We start from the raw sequence: 17,747 nt of genomic DNA on the forward strand, positions 1-17,747 counted from the left end.
GTAAAAAAGCGCCCTAAAGGCGCTTTTTTGCTTTCTGCGATATATACGATTCGAACCTGTTGCAGGTTCGAGCCGAACGTAGTGAGGCACAGGAGCCGTTTTCGGCGACGGCCCGAAGGGCGAGCGGAAAACCGTATTCCTTTAAAAATTATGCGTTTTTCTCGTCTGGCAGACGTCTTAATTAAATGAAGGATAAGATATAACATTTCGGTCTGGAAAAGACGCAAAAAAGGCAATATAAAATAACGATTTAGGTGAAAAAACAATGAAACTCAGCGAACGTGCCAGACGCTTTGCAACCCAGGCTCATCGTAAAGCCGGTCAAAAACGTAAGTTCACAGGCGAACCTTATATTGTCCACCCTGCATCCGTCGTCAAATTACTACAAAGCATAAATCCAACCGAAGAAATGATCGCAGCGGCATGGCTCCATGATGTCGTTGAGGATACGGGAGTTACACTGGAAACCATCGATTCGTTGTTCGGCGTGGAGGTCGGACAATATGTTGAAATGCTGACGGATGTCAGGCCCCGGCGAACGGGAGGCTCTCGTATTGACCGCAAGAATGCCAATCTCATTCACAGCGCGCGGGCAAATGCCGGAGCACAAACGATAAAGTTATGCGATCTTATAGATAATGCAAGAGATGTTGTGGCGCGCGACCCGATTTTTGCCTGCGAATATATTTTAGAGATGAAAAGGTTGCTCAGTGTCCTCACAGCCGGAGATCAAATCCTGTATGCACAAGCCCGCGCGCTATGCGATGAAGGACTTGCCCTGCTGTGTCAGCAGCAGGGAAGCGATGCATGGTTCGTAGAGAGCTGGGCGCAGTATGAACAGCACACGCCACTCAGCTCGGTGACAACGTGGTCAGAAAAAGAATTGCCGGAATCGTTACCGCAGCCAGTACCGTCTGAACAGAAATAATGCCTGCTGAGAGGCGGTAATCTCCACCAAGCAGTTTGGACATGATGTAGGCAGAGGGAGTACAAGGAAGAGCGTTGAAGAGTACGACAGTTGCCAGTACAGGACCACTTATTCCTGACCATATACCAATGAGTAGTGTCACCAGAGGAACAAAAAGAAGCTTAACGATTGTCGACTGCAACACGGCACCGTGAGAAGCACGGGCCGCTTTCAGATCCAGCCCGGCACCTACAGCCAGTAGCCCCAGAGGCAGAGAAGCACCTCCCAGAATATGCAAAATGTCGGATACAATCTGCGGTAAATGCAAACTCGCGACATTAAAAAGCAGCCCAGCAAGCACCGAAATTATGACAGGGTTACGTACCAGCGCCCTGATGATTTGTGCCTGCGCGGGTTTCGAACCCTGACCGTAATACATCAGTACAATAATGGATGCCACATTCAAAAGAGGAATCGCTACAGCGATACTAATCGACGTGACTGCCAACCCGGTAGTGCCATAGGTTGCTGCCGCTGCCGCCACCCCAATATAGGTATTCGGCCGTAATGCTCCCTGAATGACAGAGGAAAATACAGGACCTGACTGTCTGCTTAATCCCCGCCAGATCCAAAGAGACAGAGCTGCCAGCAGCACTGCCCCAAGGATAGACCATGCGATAGGCTTGACCGGAAATTCCCCCAGGTCAGCCGAGGCAACCTGGGAGAACATTAGCGCAGGGAACAGCCAAAAGTAATTGAGCTTCTCACAGGGCAACCAAAATTGCATATCAATAAAATTGCGCGAGCGCAGCATATAGCCCAGGGCAATCAGAAACATGACAGGAATAAGAGCGAGCAGAGTCGTAATCATGGTCGTCAGATATATCCCTTCGTTAGCACCAGAATACCATATACCGCAATAAAGGCTGTCAGCAGACCTTCATATACGGATGGGCTAGCGCGACGGAAAAGTACGTTCCCTACTCCCCAGTAAACAAATAGTGCAAATGGTGCGGCCATAAAGCCGGAGAGACTCAGAGAATGTGGTTTCAGGATAGTAAGCGTAAGCAATTGTATTATGCCAAACATCAGATAATAGCGTGAGACTTCTGCGCGTATGGCTGTCTTTTCGTTTTGAATGGTTGAGGCATAGAGAGCCAATAATGCCCCACCCATATTTGCTACCCCATGCAAAGCCCCCATCACTAGCACATAAAGGCGCTGATATTTAATAAGCCTGGCACTGATAAACTGTCTAAAATTTGTACTCAATCTCACTACTGCAGAAAATATGAGTACCAGACCAATAATGAAGTCAAAATTAAACTTTCCACCTGAAGTAATAATGACACTCAGAAAGATAATCACAGCAGCCGCACACAAGGCCATATTTAAAATTTCTTTCCTGTCTACACGCCATCCACGACCAGTATATAACTGAGTCAATGAAATCAGGACCGATGAAGGCAAAAGCAGGCCCAGGACAGACGAAAAATCATACCCTAGCAGGAGAAGTGCTGGTGTCCCAAAGACCAGAATACCCATGCCAAAGATAGATTGAACCACTGAAAACAGCATAATAACAGGCAAGAAGAGATATTCGTGTTCCATTTATGCCACCTCTGCTTCATTGCGTTTTATCAACTGATGCTGAAGCCAGGCTTTTACATTAAGAGTGTGAATTACATTTCCATTAAGGCTATTACTGTCCTGTTGAGCAGAGATAATCACGACATAATCATCTTCAAGAAGATATCCACTATGGGTTAATTTTCTCAAAAGTTGATCTTCGCCCTGTAGTGATATTTCATCCTCGTTTTTAATATACACGCTGGTCACATTCGGAAGTAGATTCCAGCTACGTGTCAATTCTGGATGTGTTCCTATGGCTAATACAGGCAATCCGGCATCAGACATAGCAGCAATGCGCACGGCGTAACCCGTACGGGAAAGGACGACCAGGCGAGTCAGCGGTAAAGCCTTTGCAAGCGCACGAATGGTATGTCTGAGATCGCTGTCTGTTGGCTCTTTGACGGTATGATAAGGTGAGTGGCGCCCCGTAGCCGCGAGTGTCGCAATACGACTGATCCGATCAACAGCCTCAACCGGATAGCGACCCACAGCCGTTTCACCGGAAAGCATAACAGCTGAAGCGCCATCCAATATAGCATTAGTGATATCGCTGACTTCCGCTTTTGTTGGTAAAGGATTTTCAATCATGCTGTGGAGCATTTCAGTCGCAACAATGGTGGGCTTACCTGCGCGAGCCGCTTCACGGAGGATTTTTTTCTGATAAAGGGCCACATGATCAATGGATGTTTCAACGGCAAGATCGCCACGGTCAATCATAATCACATCTGCCGAATCTACAATTTCAGCAAGATGAGTAATCCCCCCACGGTTTTCTACTTTTGCCACGATACGCGGAACGGGTGCAGCAATCAGATCACGAATGGTTTCAATATGCTCCCGGCTTTCAACAAAACTGATTCCGATATAATCAACACCGATTGATTTAGCAAATTCAATCATTGCTCGATCTTTATCTGTTACCAAAGACTGCCCAAGGTCGATACCAGGAACATTTATTCCCTTACGACTCCTTAATTTGCCATCCATATCAGCCCGCAAATAAATATCTCTTCCCTGAATGTTGTCAACAACAAATGAAAGCGTTCCGTCATCTGCGAAAACGCCGTCGCCGACGGATAATTTCTCATGAAGCCGATCAAATCCGACGGGAACTTTTTCTGTACCGTCATGGCGGGTATCTGTTGTCAGTATTATTGTATCGCCACTTTTGAACGAAGGTTCATGAGCCAACTGGAGTGTCCGAATTTTCCTTCCAGGAATATCCAGCAGTACAGGAACATCAGGAACGGTGTTACGCAGAAGCTTAACCGTTTCTGCATGCCATTCGGGGGTATTATGAGAACCATTTAATCGAGCAACGGACATGCCTGCTTTGCGTAATTTGAGTAACGTGTCAGTATTGTCTGAAGCCGGGCCGATAGTAGCGATAACGCGTGAACCTGCCATAAATAACTCCTTGTATAAGAAAAGCTCTTTATGACAGTTTTATGACAATTCAGTTAATGATATTAAACTATTTAATATGCCTAATAATTATTACAGCAATTTTATGATGATCCGAACCTGTAATTTCAACATTTCCATAATTAGGGATTTCTTATACATATTTTCAATAAGAAGATAAAAAGCGTTTTATCCCCTCAGCCAGCCGTCAACGTCGCAATCAACGTCTTCACCGCAGGCGTCGCCTGCTTCTCGTCATACACCACATACAAATCGGCCGGTATACGCTCCTTCATCAGCGGCGAAAACCCGGCCTGCTGGCAGACGCGATGTAAAAATGCCCAATCAGAATGCGCGGAAGGCATCGTGACAAAATACTCGTCCTGCAATGCTGAGAGCGCAATTGCTGATTCGCTCACCAGACGGTGATCTTCCGGCATCGCCACCAGAAAAGCGGCGTCATACAACCGCACGCTGGTTAACCCCGCGGTGGGTTCGGTTGCCATTCGCCAGATGCCCACGTCCAGCTCCCGCCGCTCAAGCTGCGCCATCTGCATGACCGGGGATTTTTCACGAAACACGACATCTACATTCGGATGCGCTTTTAAAAAAGCGTGTATTACCGTGCGCACCTCGCTCCACATCGCAGTGCCGAAAATCCCCGGCTCAATGCGCCCAGCCTCCCCCCGGCCTATTTGCTCGACGCGAGCCAACGCCAGGTTTGCGCTGGCGAGCAACCGGCGCGACTCTTCCATCAGCACTTTACCGGCATGTGTCAGGGCGACACTTCGCGAGTGGCGAATGAACAGTAACGTGCCCAGCTGGCTTTCCAGTTCTTTAATATGCAAGCTGAGCGGCGGCTGAGACATATTGAGACGGGCCGCAGCCCGTCCAAAATGTAGTTCCTCCGCCACGGCCAGAAAGTAGCGCAGCAACTTGAGATCGGTACGATAGACGCGTTCCATCAAAACATATCCTGGCGATAACATTGATGCGCCTGCCTTAAGGCCTTTCACCCTCCACAGGGGAAATTGAGTGCGCAACTGTACGCATCTCGCTATTTTTACAGGTATGGCGATAGTTAAAACTGAAATAAAACACCACCGCGAGCGCCAGCGCGTAGGTTGCAAACACCAGCCAGATCGTCTGCCACTCTTTCACCCCGTCCACCGAGAAATAATCTACGGTTATACCGCTCAATACCGAACCGACATACGCAATGTAACTCCCTGCCAGATATGGCAGTTTTCCTCAAGCTAATCCCGTCGGTGCCGATACCTCTGTTTTATAACGCGAGGAAAAAGTATGACGACCATTCAGGCTTCAACCCAACCTATTCAGACCAGCGGCGGGAGCGGTACTTCCAGCAGTAACGATATCGCCGCGCAAATCAGCCGCATTCTCGATAAGATCAAAAAGCTGACTCAGCAGTTAAAAGAGCTGGCGAACAGCCCCGGCAGCACGGATGAGAAGAAAAAGCAGCAGGAACTGATTCAGACCCAGATCAAAGTGCTGCAGGCGCAGCTCGCCGCGCTGCAGCGCCAGCAGGCGGAAGAGGCGCAGAAGAAGCAGGATCAAAAGCTCGGCAAAGTGGAAGGTGTGAACAGTCCGTCAGACTCGCATCAGATCGATATCTACATCTAATCTTCTGATGCGTTAAACAGTGGGTCGCGTATGCGGGCCTCGGTTAATCGCTGTGCCTGGATACGCACCACTTCCCAGATGGCCTGGGCGGCACCCGAGAGGGAACGATTTTTTCGCCGGACCAGCATCAGCTTTCTCTCCACAACGGGCGTGAGTCGCTTCACGGCCAGCCGGCTTCCCTGCGGCAGGGGAAGCGCCAGAGCCGGCAACACGCTGATCCCGATTCCGGCTTCCACCATCGGAAACAGCGTCGCCGGGTGACCAATTTCCTGTACGATCGTTGCCGTTACGCCCTGATTCACCAGCGCGGAGTCAATCAACGGACGGCTGCCCGAGGCATAGTCCTGTAATACCAGATTTGCGCCCTGCAGGCGCTGCCAACTGACCTCCGGCAAGATTGCCAGCGGATCGTCGTCCCGACAGAGCAGTAAAAAAGGCTCTGAAAGCACGCTCTCACACGTCAGATCGCTCACCTGGCCGGGATCGATAACAATACCGAAATCCACATCTCCCTGGCGGATGCTTTCCAGCACCCACTGCTGCGGCCTGTCATGCAACACAAAATCGATATCCGGATAACGCTGGTTGCCCTCTGCGATACATTGCGGGATAAGGTGTGCAGAAATTGTCTGGCTGGCTGCGACCCGCACCGTACCCGAAAGCTGCTGCCCCAGTCTCCCGACGTCTCTGAGCGTGCTGTTCAGTTCATCCAGCAGCCGTTCGAGGCGCAAAGCCAGCTGTTGCCCCGCTTCGGTCAGGACAACCTCGCGCGTGGTACGGTCAAGCAGCCTCACGCCGGTCTGATTCTCCAGCTCTTTCACACTGTGGCTGACCGCCGACTGGCTCAGGCCAATCATCTCCCCTGCCCGACTAAAGCTGCGGGCATGCGCGACGGTAACGAAAATACGAAGCTGGCGTAAGGAGTAATTCATCTGTTTCGTTCATGAATGGATGCAATAAATCAATTTTATTTCTCAAATGGAAAAAAGCACAATAGCGACATCTGTTTTCAGGAGTCATTATGAAACTATTTCGTATTATTGATCCGTTTACGCTTACCCTGGTTGTTACCGTATTACTGGCCTCTTTCTTTCCCGCTCGCGGGGGATTCGTCCCGTTCTTTGAAGGGCTAACCACGGCCGCCATCGCCCTGCTGTTCTTTATGCACGGGGCGAAACTCTCCCGCGAAGCCATTATCGCCGGCGGGAGCCACTGGCGACTGCATCTGTGGGTGATGTGCAGCACCTTTATTCTTTTCCCGATTCTCGGCGTGCTGTTTGCCTGGTGGGCGCCGGTTAATGTCGACCCTGCGCTCTACACCGGTTTCCTGTATCTGTGTATTTTGCCGGCCACCGTGCAGTCCGCCATTGCGTTTACCTCTCTGGCGGGAGGGAACGTAGCGGCCGCCGTCTGCTCGGCATCGGCATCCAGTCTGCTGGGGATTTTCGTCTCCCCACTGCTGGTCGGCCTGCTGATGAACATGCACGGCGCGGAAGGTAACCTTGAGCAGGTGGGCAAAATCTGTCTGCAATTGCTGCTGCCGTTTGTGCTGGGCCATCTCTCCCGACCGTGGACCGGCGCGTTTGTGGCAAAGCACAAGAAATGGATTTCAAAAACCGATCAGTCGTCGATTCTGCTGGTGGTCTATTCCGCCTTCAGTGAAGCGGTCGTGAACGGGATCTGGCACAAGGTGGGCGCAGGCTCTCTGCTGTTTATCGTGGTGGTCAGCCTCATCCTGCTGGCGATTGTGATTGCCGTGAACGTCTTTGTGGCACGCAAGTGCGGATTCAACAAAGCGGATGAGATCACCATTGTCTTCTGCGGTTCGAAGAAGAGCCTGGCAAACGGTATCCCGATGGCCAACATTCTGTTCCCGACCTCGGTGATTGGGATGATGGTGCTACCGCTGATGATTTTCCATCAGATCCAGCTGATGGTCTGCGCGGTGCTGGCGCGTCGCTATAAGCGCCAGACGGAAAAACTGGCGCAGGAAGAGACCCGCGCCGCGAAGGCTTAAGGACGTTTCAGGGGCTGGACCAGCTGGGTCAGCCCCTCCGTTTTGATCAGTAACGTGATAGCCATCAGCTTGCCCAGTCGCCCGGCCGGGAATTCATCCTTGCGGGCAAACCACAGGAGATACTCCTCCGGCAGGTCAATCAGCCTGCGGCCCTTATATTTACCGAACGGCATCTCCGTATTAGCGATCTCGACGAGCTGCTCTTTCTCCACCTTACTCTCCTAACAGACGCATCATTTCCGCTTCGTCGATAACTTCAATCCCCAGCTCCTGGGCTTTTGCCAGCTTGGAACCGGCGGCTTCCCCGGCGATCACCAGGTCGGTTTTCTTCGACACGCTGCCCGCCACTTTAGCTCCCAGCGCGACCAGACGTGCCTTTGCATCATCACGGGATAGCTGGCTCAGGCTGCCGGTCAGCACCACCGTTTTACCGGCGAACGGGCTGTCGATCTCTTCGGCGTTGACGACGACCGGCGCAGGCCATTTGATGCCCTCGGCCAGCAGTTTGCCGATGACCTCGCGGTTGCTCTCTTCAGCAAAGAAGTTAAAGACATGCGTGGCGACGACGATGCCGACATCCGGAACTTTCTGCAGTTCGTCGATGCTCGCGTTTTCCAGCGCCTCCAGCGTACCAAAATACGCCGCCAGCCCTGCTGCCGTCGCTTCACCCACTTCACGAATGCCGAGCGCATAAAGGAAACGGGCGAAGGTGGTCTCTTTAGCCGCTTCCAGCGCGTTAACCACGTTCTGAGCTGACTTTGGCCCCATGCGGTCAAGACCTGTCAGCTTGCCCGCGGTCAGTTTGAAGAGATCCGCGGGGGTATGGACATACTCTTTCTCAACCAGCTGGTCGATAATCTTGTCGCCCATGCCGTCGACGTCCATCGCCCGACGGGAGACAAAGTGCTTCAGTGACTCTTTACGCTGCGCGCCACAGATTAAACCGCCCGTGCAGCGTGCCACCGCTTCACCTTCCACACGCTCAACGTCAGAGCCACACACCGGGCAATGGGTCGGGAAGATAACTTCGCGCGTATCGTCAGGACGTTCTGACTCAACGACGTTAACCACCTGCGGAATCACATCGCCCGCGCGGCGGATCACCACTTTGTCACCGATACGCAGACCAAGGCGTTCGATCTCATCGGCATTATGCAGCGTGGCGTTACTCACCAGTACCCCCGCAACCTGCACAGGCTCCAGACGCGCGACAGGGGTGATGGCGCCCGTCCGTCCTACCTGGAACTCCACGTCGCGCACAAAGGTCATCTGCTCCTGGGCCGGGAACTTAAACGCCACCGCCCAGCGCGGCGCACGCGCCACAAAGCCCAGCTGCTCCTGCAGCGCCAGCGAGTTTACCTTAATGACCACACCATCAATGTCGAAACCGAGTGTCGGACGGTCCTCTTCAACCTTGTGATAGAACGCAAGCACCGCCTCCGGTGAGTCGCAAAGCTGGACGCGGTTGCTTACCGGCAGCCCCCAGGCCTTAAACTGCAGCAGACGGCCGAGATGCGTATCCGGCAGCTCGCCGCCTTCCAGAATACCGACACCGTAGCAGAAGAAAGTAAGCGGTCGCTTCGCGGTGATGCGCGGATCCAGCTGACGCAGAGAGCCTGCCGCCGCATTACGCGGGTTTGCAAACACCTTCCCGCCGGTGCGGCGCGCTTCCTCGTTGATTTTCTCGAAGCCCGCCTGCGGGAGGAACACTTCGCCACGTACTTCCAGACGCGCTGGAATGTTGTCACCCTGCAGCTTCAGCGGGATCGCGCGAATGGTGCGCACGTTGGTGGTAATGTCTTCCCCCGTGGTGCCATCCCCTCGGGTCGCGGCACGCACCAGTACGCCGTTTTCGTAGAGAAGGCTGACTGCCAGGCCATCCAGCTTCAGCTCACAGCACCAGGTCAGAGAGTCGTTGCTTTTCAGGCGATCCTGCACGCGCTTGTTAAACGCCAGGAAGCTCTCTTCATCGAAGACGTTATCCAGCGACAGCATCGGTACTTCATGACGTACCTGGCTGAATGCCCCCAGCGGCTCGGCGCCAACTCGCTGGGTGGGGGAATCTGGGGTGATAAGTTCCGGGTGCTGCGCCTCTAATTCACGCAGCTCGCGCATCAGGCGGTCGTACTCGGCATCCGGGACTTCCGGCGCGTCCATAACATGATAGAGATATTCATGATGGCGAAGCGTGGTTCGCAGTTCAGTGAGTTGTTGTTCGATTGAGTCCATATCACACCATCAATGAGAAAAAAACCCCGACATGCGGGGGTTGAGGAGGAGTTGAAGTAAACGCGACGATTACGCGTTGGCTTCCTTCACTTCGCGGATGCGGTCCTGATACTCGCGCAGTTTCTGCGGCGTCATCATGCGACGCTGATCGTCGAGTACCACACCACCGACTTCGTCGGCGATATGCTGAGCGGACTGCAGCATCAGCTTAAAGTTTTGCAGTTCATCACCGTAGGACGGCACCTGCATAAAGATAGTGACGCCCGGGGTCACGAAATCACCGGTCATTTCCGGATCAAACGTGCCAGGATTGACCATATTGGCCAGGCTGAACAGCGCCGGGCCGCTACCGTCAGGACTCAGATGGCGATGGAAAATATTCATATCACCAAACTTGAAACCTGCCTGTTGAATACTGTTAAGCAGCACATCACCGTTGAGATGGCTGCCCTGATGTGCGGCCACGTTCATGATGATCACCGCTTCTTTACGCTGCGGTTTTTCAACAACCGGTTCAGGCTCTGCAACGGGCTCAGGCTCAACGTGCGGGGCCGGGGCAGGCTGCGGCGCAGGCTGCACATGAACAGGCTGTTGCGGCTGTTGTACCGGCTGTGCAGGCTGCTGTTGAACCGGCTGCGGTGCAGCAGGCTGCTGATGGACAGGCTGTTGCGGCGGCTGGCGCACCGGCTCTTCTACCGGCTGCGGCGCGTGCTGGCGCGGCTGAGCAGAAGCATACGGCGGTTGATACTGGTGCTGCGCTGGACGGGGGGCTTCATGCTCCCCATGAGCCGCGCCGGGCGCAGTATTGACCCGATGAACACGAACTTCACCCACGCCGTCGTCGTCGATGCCATCGATGTCATCTTCACTGTCATCGTCGTCACGACTGGACTTCATGCGCTTCAGTGGGCGATCGCGAAACATAGAGGAACGCTCTTTACGGCTGGTCCAGAAACCATGTACCAGTAAAGCGATTATGGCGATCGCGCCAACAATGATTAATATCAGACGCAAATCCTGCATCATTATATTCTCTGTTGTTCTAACACCTTGCCACCACGGCAAACATTTACTCACTAAGAGTATTTGCCGTTTACGTCAAGTGCAAGTGCGTGCAGAGCATTCGCAGCATAAAGATGAAGGAAATCGTGCTTTTTGCTGGTTTTTCGAACATTTCCGAACTGGTCATTGGTCCGTAAGTGGATAATATAGGCGAGCAATTCCACTGGTTGTGAAAAAAGGAGTACAGCCTGGTTATGGTTTCAACATCTTCTTCTCCCCCGCGCAGCGGTGTCTGGTATTTTTCTCAGGGCTGGAAACTGGTCTCCCTGCCGGGTATTCGACGCTTCGTCATTCTGCCGCTGCTGATCAACATTATTCTGATGGGCGGCGCGTTCTGGTGGCTGTTCACAAAGCTGGAGAGCTGGATCCCGTCGCTGATGAGCCATGTGCCAGACTGGCTGCAGTGGCTTAACTACCTGCTCTGGCCGGTGGCGGTGATCTCCGTGCTGCTGGTGTTTGGGTACTTCTTCTCAACGATTGCGAACTGGATAGCTGCCCCGTTTAACGGCCTGCTGGCGGAACAGCTGGAAGCACGCCTGACCGGAGCGACGCCACCGGATACCGGCATACTGGGGATCATGAAAGATCTTCCCCGTATCATGAAGCGCGAGTGGCAGAAATTTGTCTGGTACCTGCCCCGGGCGATTGTGCTGCTTATCCTCTATTTTGTGCCCGGCATTGGCCAGACGGTGGCGCCGGTGCTGTGGTTCCTCTTCAGCGCCTGGATGTTGGCTATTCAGTACTGCGATTACCCGTTCGATAACCACAAAGTACCGTTTAAAGAGATGCGCACCGCCCTGCGCACCCAGAAGGTCGCCAATATGCAGTTCGGCGCCCTGACCAGCCTGTTCACGATGATCCCCTTCCTCAATTTGTTCATTATGCCGGTGGCGGTATGTGGCGCGACGGCGATGTGGGTGGACTGCTACCGTGCTAAGCACGCGTTATGGAAATAATGCAAAAATGTGTAAAGCAGGGGTGGCTTATGCCGCCCCTTATTCCATACTGATCCCCATTATTTCCTTGCAGTATATAGATATGCGAATTCCTTACTTCCCCCTACCTGCTCAACAGGTATGCTGGGTCGGTATCCCAATTTCATACAGTTAAGGACAGGCCATGAGTAAGATTTATGAAGACAACTCGCTGACTATCGGTCATACGCCCCTGGTTCGACTGAACCGTATCGGTAATGGACGCATTCTGGCGAAGGTCGAATCACGTAACCCGAGCTTCAGCGTAAAATGCCGTATCGGTGCAAACATGATTTGGGATGCTGAAAAACGTGGCGTACTGAAGCCTGGCGTTGAGCTGGTAGAACCGACCAGCGGCAACACCGGTATCGCACTGGCCTATGTGGCGGCGGCGCGTGGCTATAAGCTGACGCTGACCATGCCAGAAACCATGAGCATTGAACGTCGCAAGCTGCTCAAAGCGCTGGGCGCGAACCTGGTCCTGACCGAAGGCGCGAAAGGCATGAAAGGTGCCATTCAGAAAGCCGAAGAGATCGTGGCGAGCGATCCGGCGAAATACCTGCTGCTTCAGCAGTTCAGCAACCCGGCTAACCCTGAAATTCACGAAAAGACTACCGGCCCGGAAATCTGGGAAGACACTGACGGCCAGATTGATGTCTTTATCTCCGGCGTGGGTACCGGCGGTACGCTGACTGGCGTGTCGCGCTACATTAAAGGCACAAAAGGTAAAAAAGACCTGATCACCGTTGCGGTTGAACCCACTGACTCCCCGGTTATCACCCAGGCGCTGGCGGGCGAAGAGCTTAAACCAGGCCCGCACAAAATCCAGGGTATTGGCGCAGGTTTCATTCCGGGCAACCTGGATCTGAAGCTTATTGATAAAGTGGTGACCATCACTAACGAAGAAGCCATCTCTACCGCGCGTCGCCTGATGGATGAAGAAGGCATTCTGGCGGGTATCTCTTCCGGTGCGGCCGTTGCGGCAGCGCTCAAACTTCAGGAAGACGAAGCCTTTACCAACAAGAATATTGTGGTTATCCTTCCTTCTTCGGGTGAGCGTTACTTGAGCACCGCACTGTTTGCCGATCTCTTCACGGAAAAAGAGCTGCAACAGTAATGCCAGCATGTTAATAACGCGTAAAAAAGCACCTTTTCAGGTGCTTTTTTGTGGCCTGCTTCAAACTTTTACCCCTCCTGGCATTGCTTCACCCCGTAGGGTCTGGTATTTAAACCAGCAATTATTTTGATGCGTGAAATTAATCAGTGAACGAAATAGCCTTGCTGAATCGATTTTATGATTTGGTTCAAGTCTTGCTTTCGCTGCATAATGTTTAATGACGATCGAAACGTCAGCGCTAACAATACAGGCTAAAGTTCAGTCGCCAGGCTAGACTTTAGTTCCACAACACTAAACCTATAAGTTGGGGAAATACAATGTTCCAGCAAGAAGTTACCATTACCGCTCCGAACGGTCTGCACACCCGCCCTGCTGCTCAGTTTGTTAAAGAAGCGAAAGGCTTCACTTCTGAAATCACTGTGACTTCCAACGGCAAAAGCGCCAGCGCAAAAAGCCTGTTCAAACTGCAGACTCTGGGCCTGACTCAGGGCACCGTAGTCACCATCTCTGCGGAAGGTGAAGACGAGCAGAAAGCAGTTGAGCATCTGGTAAAACTGATGGCTGAGCTCGAGTAAGTTTCCGGGTTCTTTTAAATATCAGTCACAAGTAAGGTAGGGTTATGATTTCAGGCATTTTAGCATCCCCGGGTATCGCTTTCGGCAAAGCACTGCTGCTGAAAGAAGACGAGATCGTCATCGACCGGAAAAAAATTTCTGCCGACAAGGTTGATCAGGAAGTTGAACGTTTTCTGAGCGGTCGTGCCAAGGCATCTGCGCAACTGGAAGCAATCAAAACTAAAGCTGGCGAAACTTTCGGTGAAGAAAAAGAAGCCATCTTCGAAGGGCACATCATGCTGCTCGAAGATGAGGAGCTGGAGCAGGAAATCATAGCCCTGATTAAAGATAAAGGCATGACGGCCGACGCGGCTGCCCATGAAGTTATCGAAGGTCAGGCAACTGCCCTGGAAGAACTGGATGATGAATACCTGAAAGAGCGTGCGGCTGACGTACGTGACATCGGTAAGCGCCTGCTGCGCAACATCCTGGGCCTGGCCATTATCGACCTGAGCGCGATTCAGGATGAAGTGATCCTGGTTGCCGCTGACCTCACCCCGTCTGAAACCGCACAGCTGAACCTGAAAAAGGTCCTCGGTTTCATCACCGATGCGGGCGGCCGTACCTCCCACACCTCTATCATGGCACGTTCTCTTGAACTGCCTGCTATCGTGGGTACCGGTAGCGTCACCTCTCAGGTGAAAAACGGTGACTATCTGATTCTGGATGCCGTAAACAATCTGGTTTACGTCAACCCAACTAACGAAGAGATCGAGAAACTGCGCGCAGTTCAGGAGCAGGTTGCGACTGAAAAAGCGGAACTCGCTAAGCTGAAAGACCTGCCAGCCATTACCCTGGATGGCCATCAGGTAGAAGTGTGCGCAAACATCGGTACCGTCCGCGACGTTGATGGCGCTGAGCGTAACGGTGCGGAAGGCGTAGGTCTCTATCGTACTGAATTCCTGTTCATGGACCGTGACGCCCTGCCGACTGAAGAAGAGCAGTTCGCAGCGTACAAAGCGGTGGCTGAAGCCTGTGGCTCTCAGGCCGTTATCGTCCGTACCATGGACATCGGTGGCGACAAAGAGCTGCCGTACATGAACTTCCCGAAAGAAGAGAACCCGTTCCTGGGCTGGCGTGCAGTACGTATCGCCATGGATCGTAAAGAGATCCTGCGCGATCAGGTTCGTGCGATCCTGCGTGCCTCTGCTTTCGGTAAGCTGCGCATTATGTTCCCGATGATCATCTCTGTTGAAGAAGTGCGTGCACTGAAGAAAGAGATCGAAATCTACAAACAGGAACTGCGTGACGAAGGTAAAGCGTTTGACGAGTCAATTGAGATCGGCGTGATGGTGGAAACACCAGCGGCGGCAACGATTGCGCGTCATTTAGCCAAAGAAGTTGATTTCTTTAGTATCGGCACCAATGATTTAACGCAGTACACCCTGGCAGTTGACCGTGGTAATGATATGATTTCACATCTCTACCAGCCAATGTCACCGTCCGTACTGAACTTGATCAAGCAAGTTATTGATGCTTCTCATGCAGAAGGTAAATGGACTGGCATGTGTGGTGAGCTTGCAGGCGACGAACGTGCTACACTTCTGTTGCTGGGTATGGGTCTGGACGAATTCTCTATGAGCGCCATTTCCATCCCGCGCATTAAGAAGATTATCCGTAACACGAACTTCGAAGATGCGAAGGTGTTAGCAGAGCAGGCTCTTGCTCAACCGACAACGGACGAGTTAATGACGCTGGTTAACAAGTTCATTGAAGAAAAAACAATCTGCTAATCCACGAGATGCGGCCCAAATTACTGCTTAGGAGAAGATCATGGGTTTGTTCGATAAACTGAAATCTCTGGTTTCTGATGATAAGAAAGACTCCGGAACTATTGAGATTGTTGCTCCGCTCTCCGGCGAGATCGTCAACATCGAAGACGTGCCGGATGTAGTGTTTGCTGAGAAAATCGTTGGTGATGGCATTGCTATCAAACCAACTGGCAACAAAATGGTTGCTCCAGTTGACGGCACCATCGGTAAAATTTTTGAAACCAACCATGCGTTCTCTATCGAATCTGATAGCGGTATCGAACTGTTCGTTCACTTCGGTATCGACACCGTTGAACTGAAAGGCGAAGGCTTCAAACGTATCGCGGAAGAAGGCCAGCGTGTTAAAGTTGGCGACCCGGTCATTGAATTCGATCTGCCACTGCTGGAAGAAAAAGCCAAGTCTACCCTGACGCCGGTTGTTATTTCCAACATGGACGAAATCAAAGAACTGATCAAACTGTCTGGCAGCGTCACCGTGGGTGAAACCCCGGTTATCCGCATCAAGAAGTAATTCTTGCCGCACAGTAAAATGGCGCCTTCGGGCGCCATTTTTGTTTATGCGGGGAGGATGAGTTCGTCATACCCTTTCGACTGCGTATACAGCATCACGTCAGTCACCCGATCGCCGGCCATACGGATGGCATCGGCAACGGTTTTTCCCTCAACAATGCCGCTCACCAGTTCCGAGCAGAACAGATCGCCCGTTCCTTTTAGATCGGTTTCCACGCGCGGATGCGCGCTGACGGTAATCCCCTCACGCGTGACCAGCACCACGTGGATGTTTTGCGGATCGTCAGCCACCGGCGCGCTGGTGATGGCCACCCATTTCAGTGTGTCGGAGAGCAATCCCTGCGCTGCTGAAATCGCGCTTTCCGGTGTACGACACGGTTTGCCGCTTAAGACTTCCAGTTCGTAGACGTTTGGCGTAATCCCCTGCGCCAGCGGCAGCAGGTGCTCCCTATACGCTTCGGGAATATCGGGCTTTACGTACATCCCGCTGTCGATATCGCCGATAACCGGGTCGACCAGCACCAGCAGGTCTGGATGCTGTGCTTTAACCGCCTTCAGCCACTGCGCCAGCAGGGCAATCTGGCTGGCGCTGCCCATATAGCCGGTAGTAACCGCTTTAAACTCGCGCAGGATCTCGCGCTCTTCCAGCGCCTTCAGATAGCCGCTGAACCACTCATCGGGGATCACCCCGCCGTAGAAGGTGTCATAGTGCGGTGTGTTACTAAACAGCACCGTCGGTACGGCGGTGACGTTCAGCCTGTGGGTACGAATATTCGGTACCGCGATACTGTTCCCGACGCTGCCGTAAACCACCTGCGACTGCACCGCGACAATGTCGGTTTGCTGCGCCCGGGTGTTATCCCGGAATAGAATCATCTCCATGACGCTTAAATCCCCGCCCCCTGCGAATAACTCTCTTCACCAAAAACGCCGGTCGACAGATAGCGATCGCCGCGGTCGCAAATAATTGCCACCACAACGGCACCGGGATTCTCCTGCGCTACCCGAATCGCGCCTGCCACCGCGCCACCCGAACTGACCCCGCAAAAGATGCCTTCACGCACGGCCAGTTCACGCATGGTATTCTCCGCCTCGCGCTGATGAATATCCAGCACCTGATCCACCAGCTGCGCATTAAAAATGCCCGGCATATATTCCGCAGGCCAGCGGCGAATGCCAGGAATGCTGCTCCCCTCTTCCGGCTGCAGCCCAACGATGGTAACGGCTTTCGCCTGCTCGCGCAGAAAACGCGACACGCCGGTAATGGTGCCAGTGGTGCCCATGCTGGAGACAAAATGGGTTATCCGTCCGTCGGTCTGCTGCCAGATTTCCGGGCCGGTGGTGGTGTAGTGGGCGTAAGGGTTGTCCGGGTTATTGAACTGATCGAGCAGTTTACCCTCGCCGCGCTCAGCCATGGCTAATGCTAAATCGCGCGCGCCTTCCATTCCCTGCTCTTTGGTCACCAGAATCAGTTCGGCCCCGTAGGCACGCATCGCGGCGCGTCGCTCCTGGCTCATGTTGTCCGGCATCAGCAGCTTCATACGGTAGCCTTTCAGCGCCGCAATCATCGCCAGAGCGATACCGGTGTTGCCGCTGGTGGCTTCGATCAACACATCGCCGGGTTTGATTTCACCGCGCTTTTCGGCCTGGACAATCATCGACAGCGCCGCACGATCTTTTACCGACCCGGCCGGGTTATTGCCTTCGAGTTTGACCCAGATTTCGCTGCCGTTAGCTGGCCCCATGCGCTGAAGCTTGACCAGAGGGGTGTTGCCGATGGTGTGTTCGAGTGTATTCACGATTTTTACTCAATAAAAAAGCCGGGTGGCGCGCAGCGATCCCGGCCTACAAGACGCAGTTTTAGC

At 52.9% G+C, this 17,747-nt stretch carries 18 protein-coding genes and 1 pseudogene; 8 read left to right on the top strand and 11 right to left on the bottom strand.

The window, feature by feature from the left end; translation table 11 throughout:
• The first annotated feature begins 265 nt into the window (after window positions 1-265).
• On the top strand, window positions 266-928 hold the full coding sequence (locus C5687_RS02145; protein WP_104556324.1) for an HD domain-containing protein: 663 nt from the start codon (window positions 266-268) through the stop codon (window positions 926-928).
• Here C5687_RS02145 and C5687_RS02150 read toward each other — a convergent pair.
• From C5687_RS02150 to C5687_RS02170, 5 genes and pseudogenes are all read right to left on the bottom strand, one after another.
• Window positions 852-1,778: an AEC family transporter gene (locus C5687_RS02150; RefSeq protein ID WP_045406126.1), complete on the bottom strand. Its 927-nt coding sequence runs from the start codon at window positions 1,776-1,778 to the stop codon at window positions 852-854. The two genes, C5687_RS02145 and C5687_RS02150, sit on opposite strands and share 77 nt — an antisense overlap.
• A gap of 5 nt (window positions 1,779-1,783) precedes the next feature.
• Complete coding sequence (locus C5687_RS02155; protein WP_104556325.1) at window positions 1,784-2,518, bottom strand: TSUP family transporter; 735 nt, start codon at window positions 2,516-2,518, stop codon at window positions 1,784-1,786.
• Entirely contained in the window at window positions 2,519-3,946 is a 1,428-nt protein-coding gene (gene pyk / locus C5687_RS02160; RefSeq protein ID WP_104556326.1) for a pyruvate kinase, read from the bottom strand.
• A gap of 194 nt (window positions 3,947-4,140) precedes the next feature.
• Entirely contained in the window at window positions 4,141-4,908 is a 768-nt protein-coding gene (locus C5687_RS02165; protein ID WP_104556327.1) for a LysR family transcriptional regulator, read from the bottom strand.
• Between the two features lie 37 nt (window positions 4,909-4,945).
• Window positions 4,946-5,161: pseudogene (locus C5687_RS02170) on the bottom strand (hypothetical protein); the annotation flags it as partial.
• Window positions 5,162-5,248: 87 nt separating this feature from the next.
• Here C5687_RS02170 and C5687_RS02175 point away from each other — a divergent pair.
• Entirely contained in the window at window positions 5,249-5,587 is a 339-nt protein-coding gene (locus C5687_RS02175) for a FlxA-like family protein (protein WP_025758767.1), read from the top strand.
• Here C5687_RS02175 and C5687_RS02180 read toward each other — a convergent pair.
• Window positions 5,584-6,519, bottom strand: a complete 936-nt coding sequence (locus tag C5687_RS02180) for a LysR family transcriptional regulator (protein WP_095451902.1) — start codon at window positions 6,517-6,519, stop codon at window positions 5,584-5,586. The two genes, C5687_RS02175 and C5687_RS02180, sit on opposite strands and share 4 nt — an antisense overlap.
• A gap of 89 nt (window positions 6,520-6,608) precedes the next feature.
• On the opposite strand from C5687_RS02180, the gene C5687_RS02185 reads away from it, so the two are divergent.
• On the top strand, window positions 6,609-7,604 hold the full coding sequence (locus tag C5687_RS02185) for a bile acid:sodium symporter family protein (RefSeq protein ID WP_059385483.1): 996 nt from the start codon (window positions 6,609-6,611) through the stop codon (window positions 7,602-7,604).
• On the opposite strand, the gene C5687_RS02190 is transcribed toward C5687_RS02185, so the two are convergent.
• The 3 genes from C5687_RS02190 to zipA form a co-directional block, all read right to left on the bottom strand.
• Entirely contained in the window at window positions 7,601-7,816 is a 216-nt protein-coding gene (locus tag C5687_RS02190) for a DUF3820 family protein (RefSeq protein WP_104556328.1), read from the bottom strand. The genes C5687_RS02185 and C5687_RS02190 overlap by 4 nt on opposite strands.
• Before the next feature lies 1 nt (window position 7,817).
• Window positions 7,818-9,833 carry an NAD-dependent DNA ligase LigA gene (gene ligA, locus C5687_RS02195; protein WP_094918422.1) on the bottom strand — a complete coding sequence of 672 codons (2,016 nt, stop codon included), beginning with the start codon at window positions 9,831-9,833 and terminating at the stop codon, window positions 7,818-7,820.
• 69 nt (window positions 9,834-9,902) lie between these two features.
• Window positions 9,903-10,859, bottom strand: coding sequence for a cell division protein ZipA (zipA, locus tag C5687_RS02200; protein WP_104556329.1), 957 nt, complete (start codon window positions 10,857-10,859; stop codon window positions 9,903-9,905).
• Between the two features lie 230 nt (window positions 10,860-11,089).
• On the opposite strand from zipA, the gene cysZ reads away from it, so the two are divergent.
• The 5 genes from cysZ to crr all read left to right on the top strand — a co-directional run bounded on the left by cysZ (window position 11,090) and on the right by crr (window position 15,883).
• A complete protein-coding gene (gene cysZ / locus C5687_RS02205; protein ID WP_095451904.1) occupies window positions 11,090-11,851 on the top strand; it encodes a sulfate transporter CysZ in 762 nt (253 codons plus the stop codon).
• Window positions 11,852-12,014: 163 nt separating this feature from the next.
• The gene (cysK, locus tag C5687_RS02210) at window positions 12,015-12,986 is read left to right on the top strand and encodes a cysteine synthase A (protein ID WP_104556330.1); all 972 of its coding nucleotides are present in this window, start codon (window positions 12,015-12,017) and stop codon (window positions 12,984-12,986) included.
• A 317-nt stretch (window positions 12,987-13,303) separates the two neighbouring features.
• A complete protein-coding gene (gene ptsH, locus C5687_RS02225; RefSeq protein ID WP_000487600.1) occupies window positions 13,304-13,561 on the top strand; it encodes a phosphocarrier protein Hpr in 258 nt (85 codons plus the stop codon).
• A gap of 44 nt (window positions 13,562-13,605) precedes the next feature.
• The gene (gene ptsI, locus C5687_RS02230; RefSeq protein WP_008501604.1) at window positions 13,606-15,333 is read left to right on the top strand and encodes a phosphoenolpyruvate-protein phosphotransferase PtsI; all 1,728 of its coding nucleotides are present in this window, start codon (window positions 13,606-13,608) and stop codon (window positions 15,331-15,333) included.
• 40 nt (window positions 15,334-15,373) lie between these two features.
• Entirely contained in the window at window positions 15,374-15,883 is a 510-nt protein-coding gene (gene crr / locus C5687_RS02235) for a PTS glucose transporter subunit IIA (RefSeq protein WP_003861316.1), read from the top strand.
• 44 nt (window positions 15,884-15,927) lie between these two features.
• Here crr and pdxK read toward each other — a convergent pair whose 3' ends face one another.
• Together pdxK and cysM are read right to left on the bottom strand one after the other, a co-directional pair.
• Complete coding sequence (pdxK, locus tag C5687_RS02240; RefSeq protein WP_104556331.1) at window positions 15,928-16,764, bottom strand: pyridoxine/pyridoxal/pyridoxamine kinase; 837 nt, start codon at window positions 16,762-16,764, stop codon at window positions 15,928-15,930.
• A gap of 5 nt (window positions 16,765-16,769) precedes the next feature.
• Entirely contained in the window at window positions 16,770-17,681 is a 912-nt protein-coding gene (gene cysM / locus C5687_RS02245) for a cysteine synthase CysM (protein WP_025758777.1), read from the bottom strand.
• Window positions 17,682-17,747 lie beyond the last annotated feature (66 nt).

Origin of the sequence: Enterobacter sichuanensis, from assembly GCF_002939185.1 — a bacterium.
GTDB classification, from domain to species: domain Bacteria; phylum Pseudomonadota; class Gammaproteobacteria; order Enterobacterales; family Enterobacteriaceae; genus Enterobacter; species Enterobacter sichuanensis.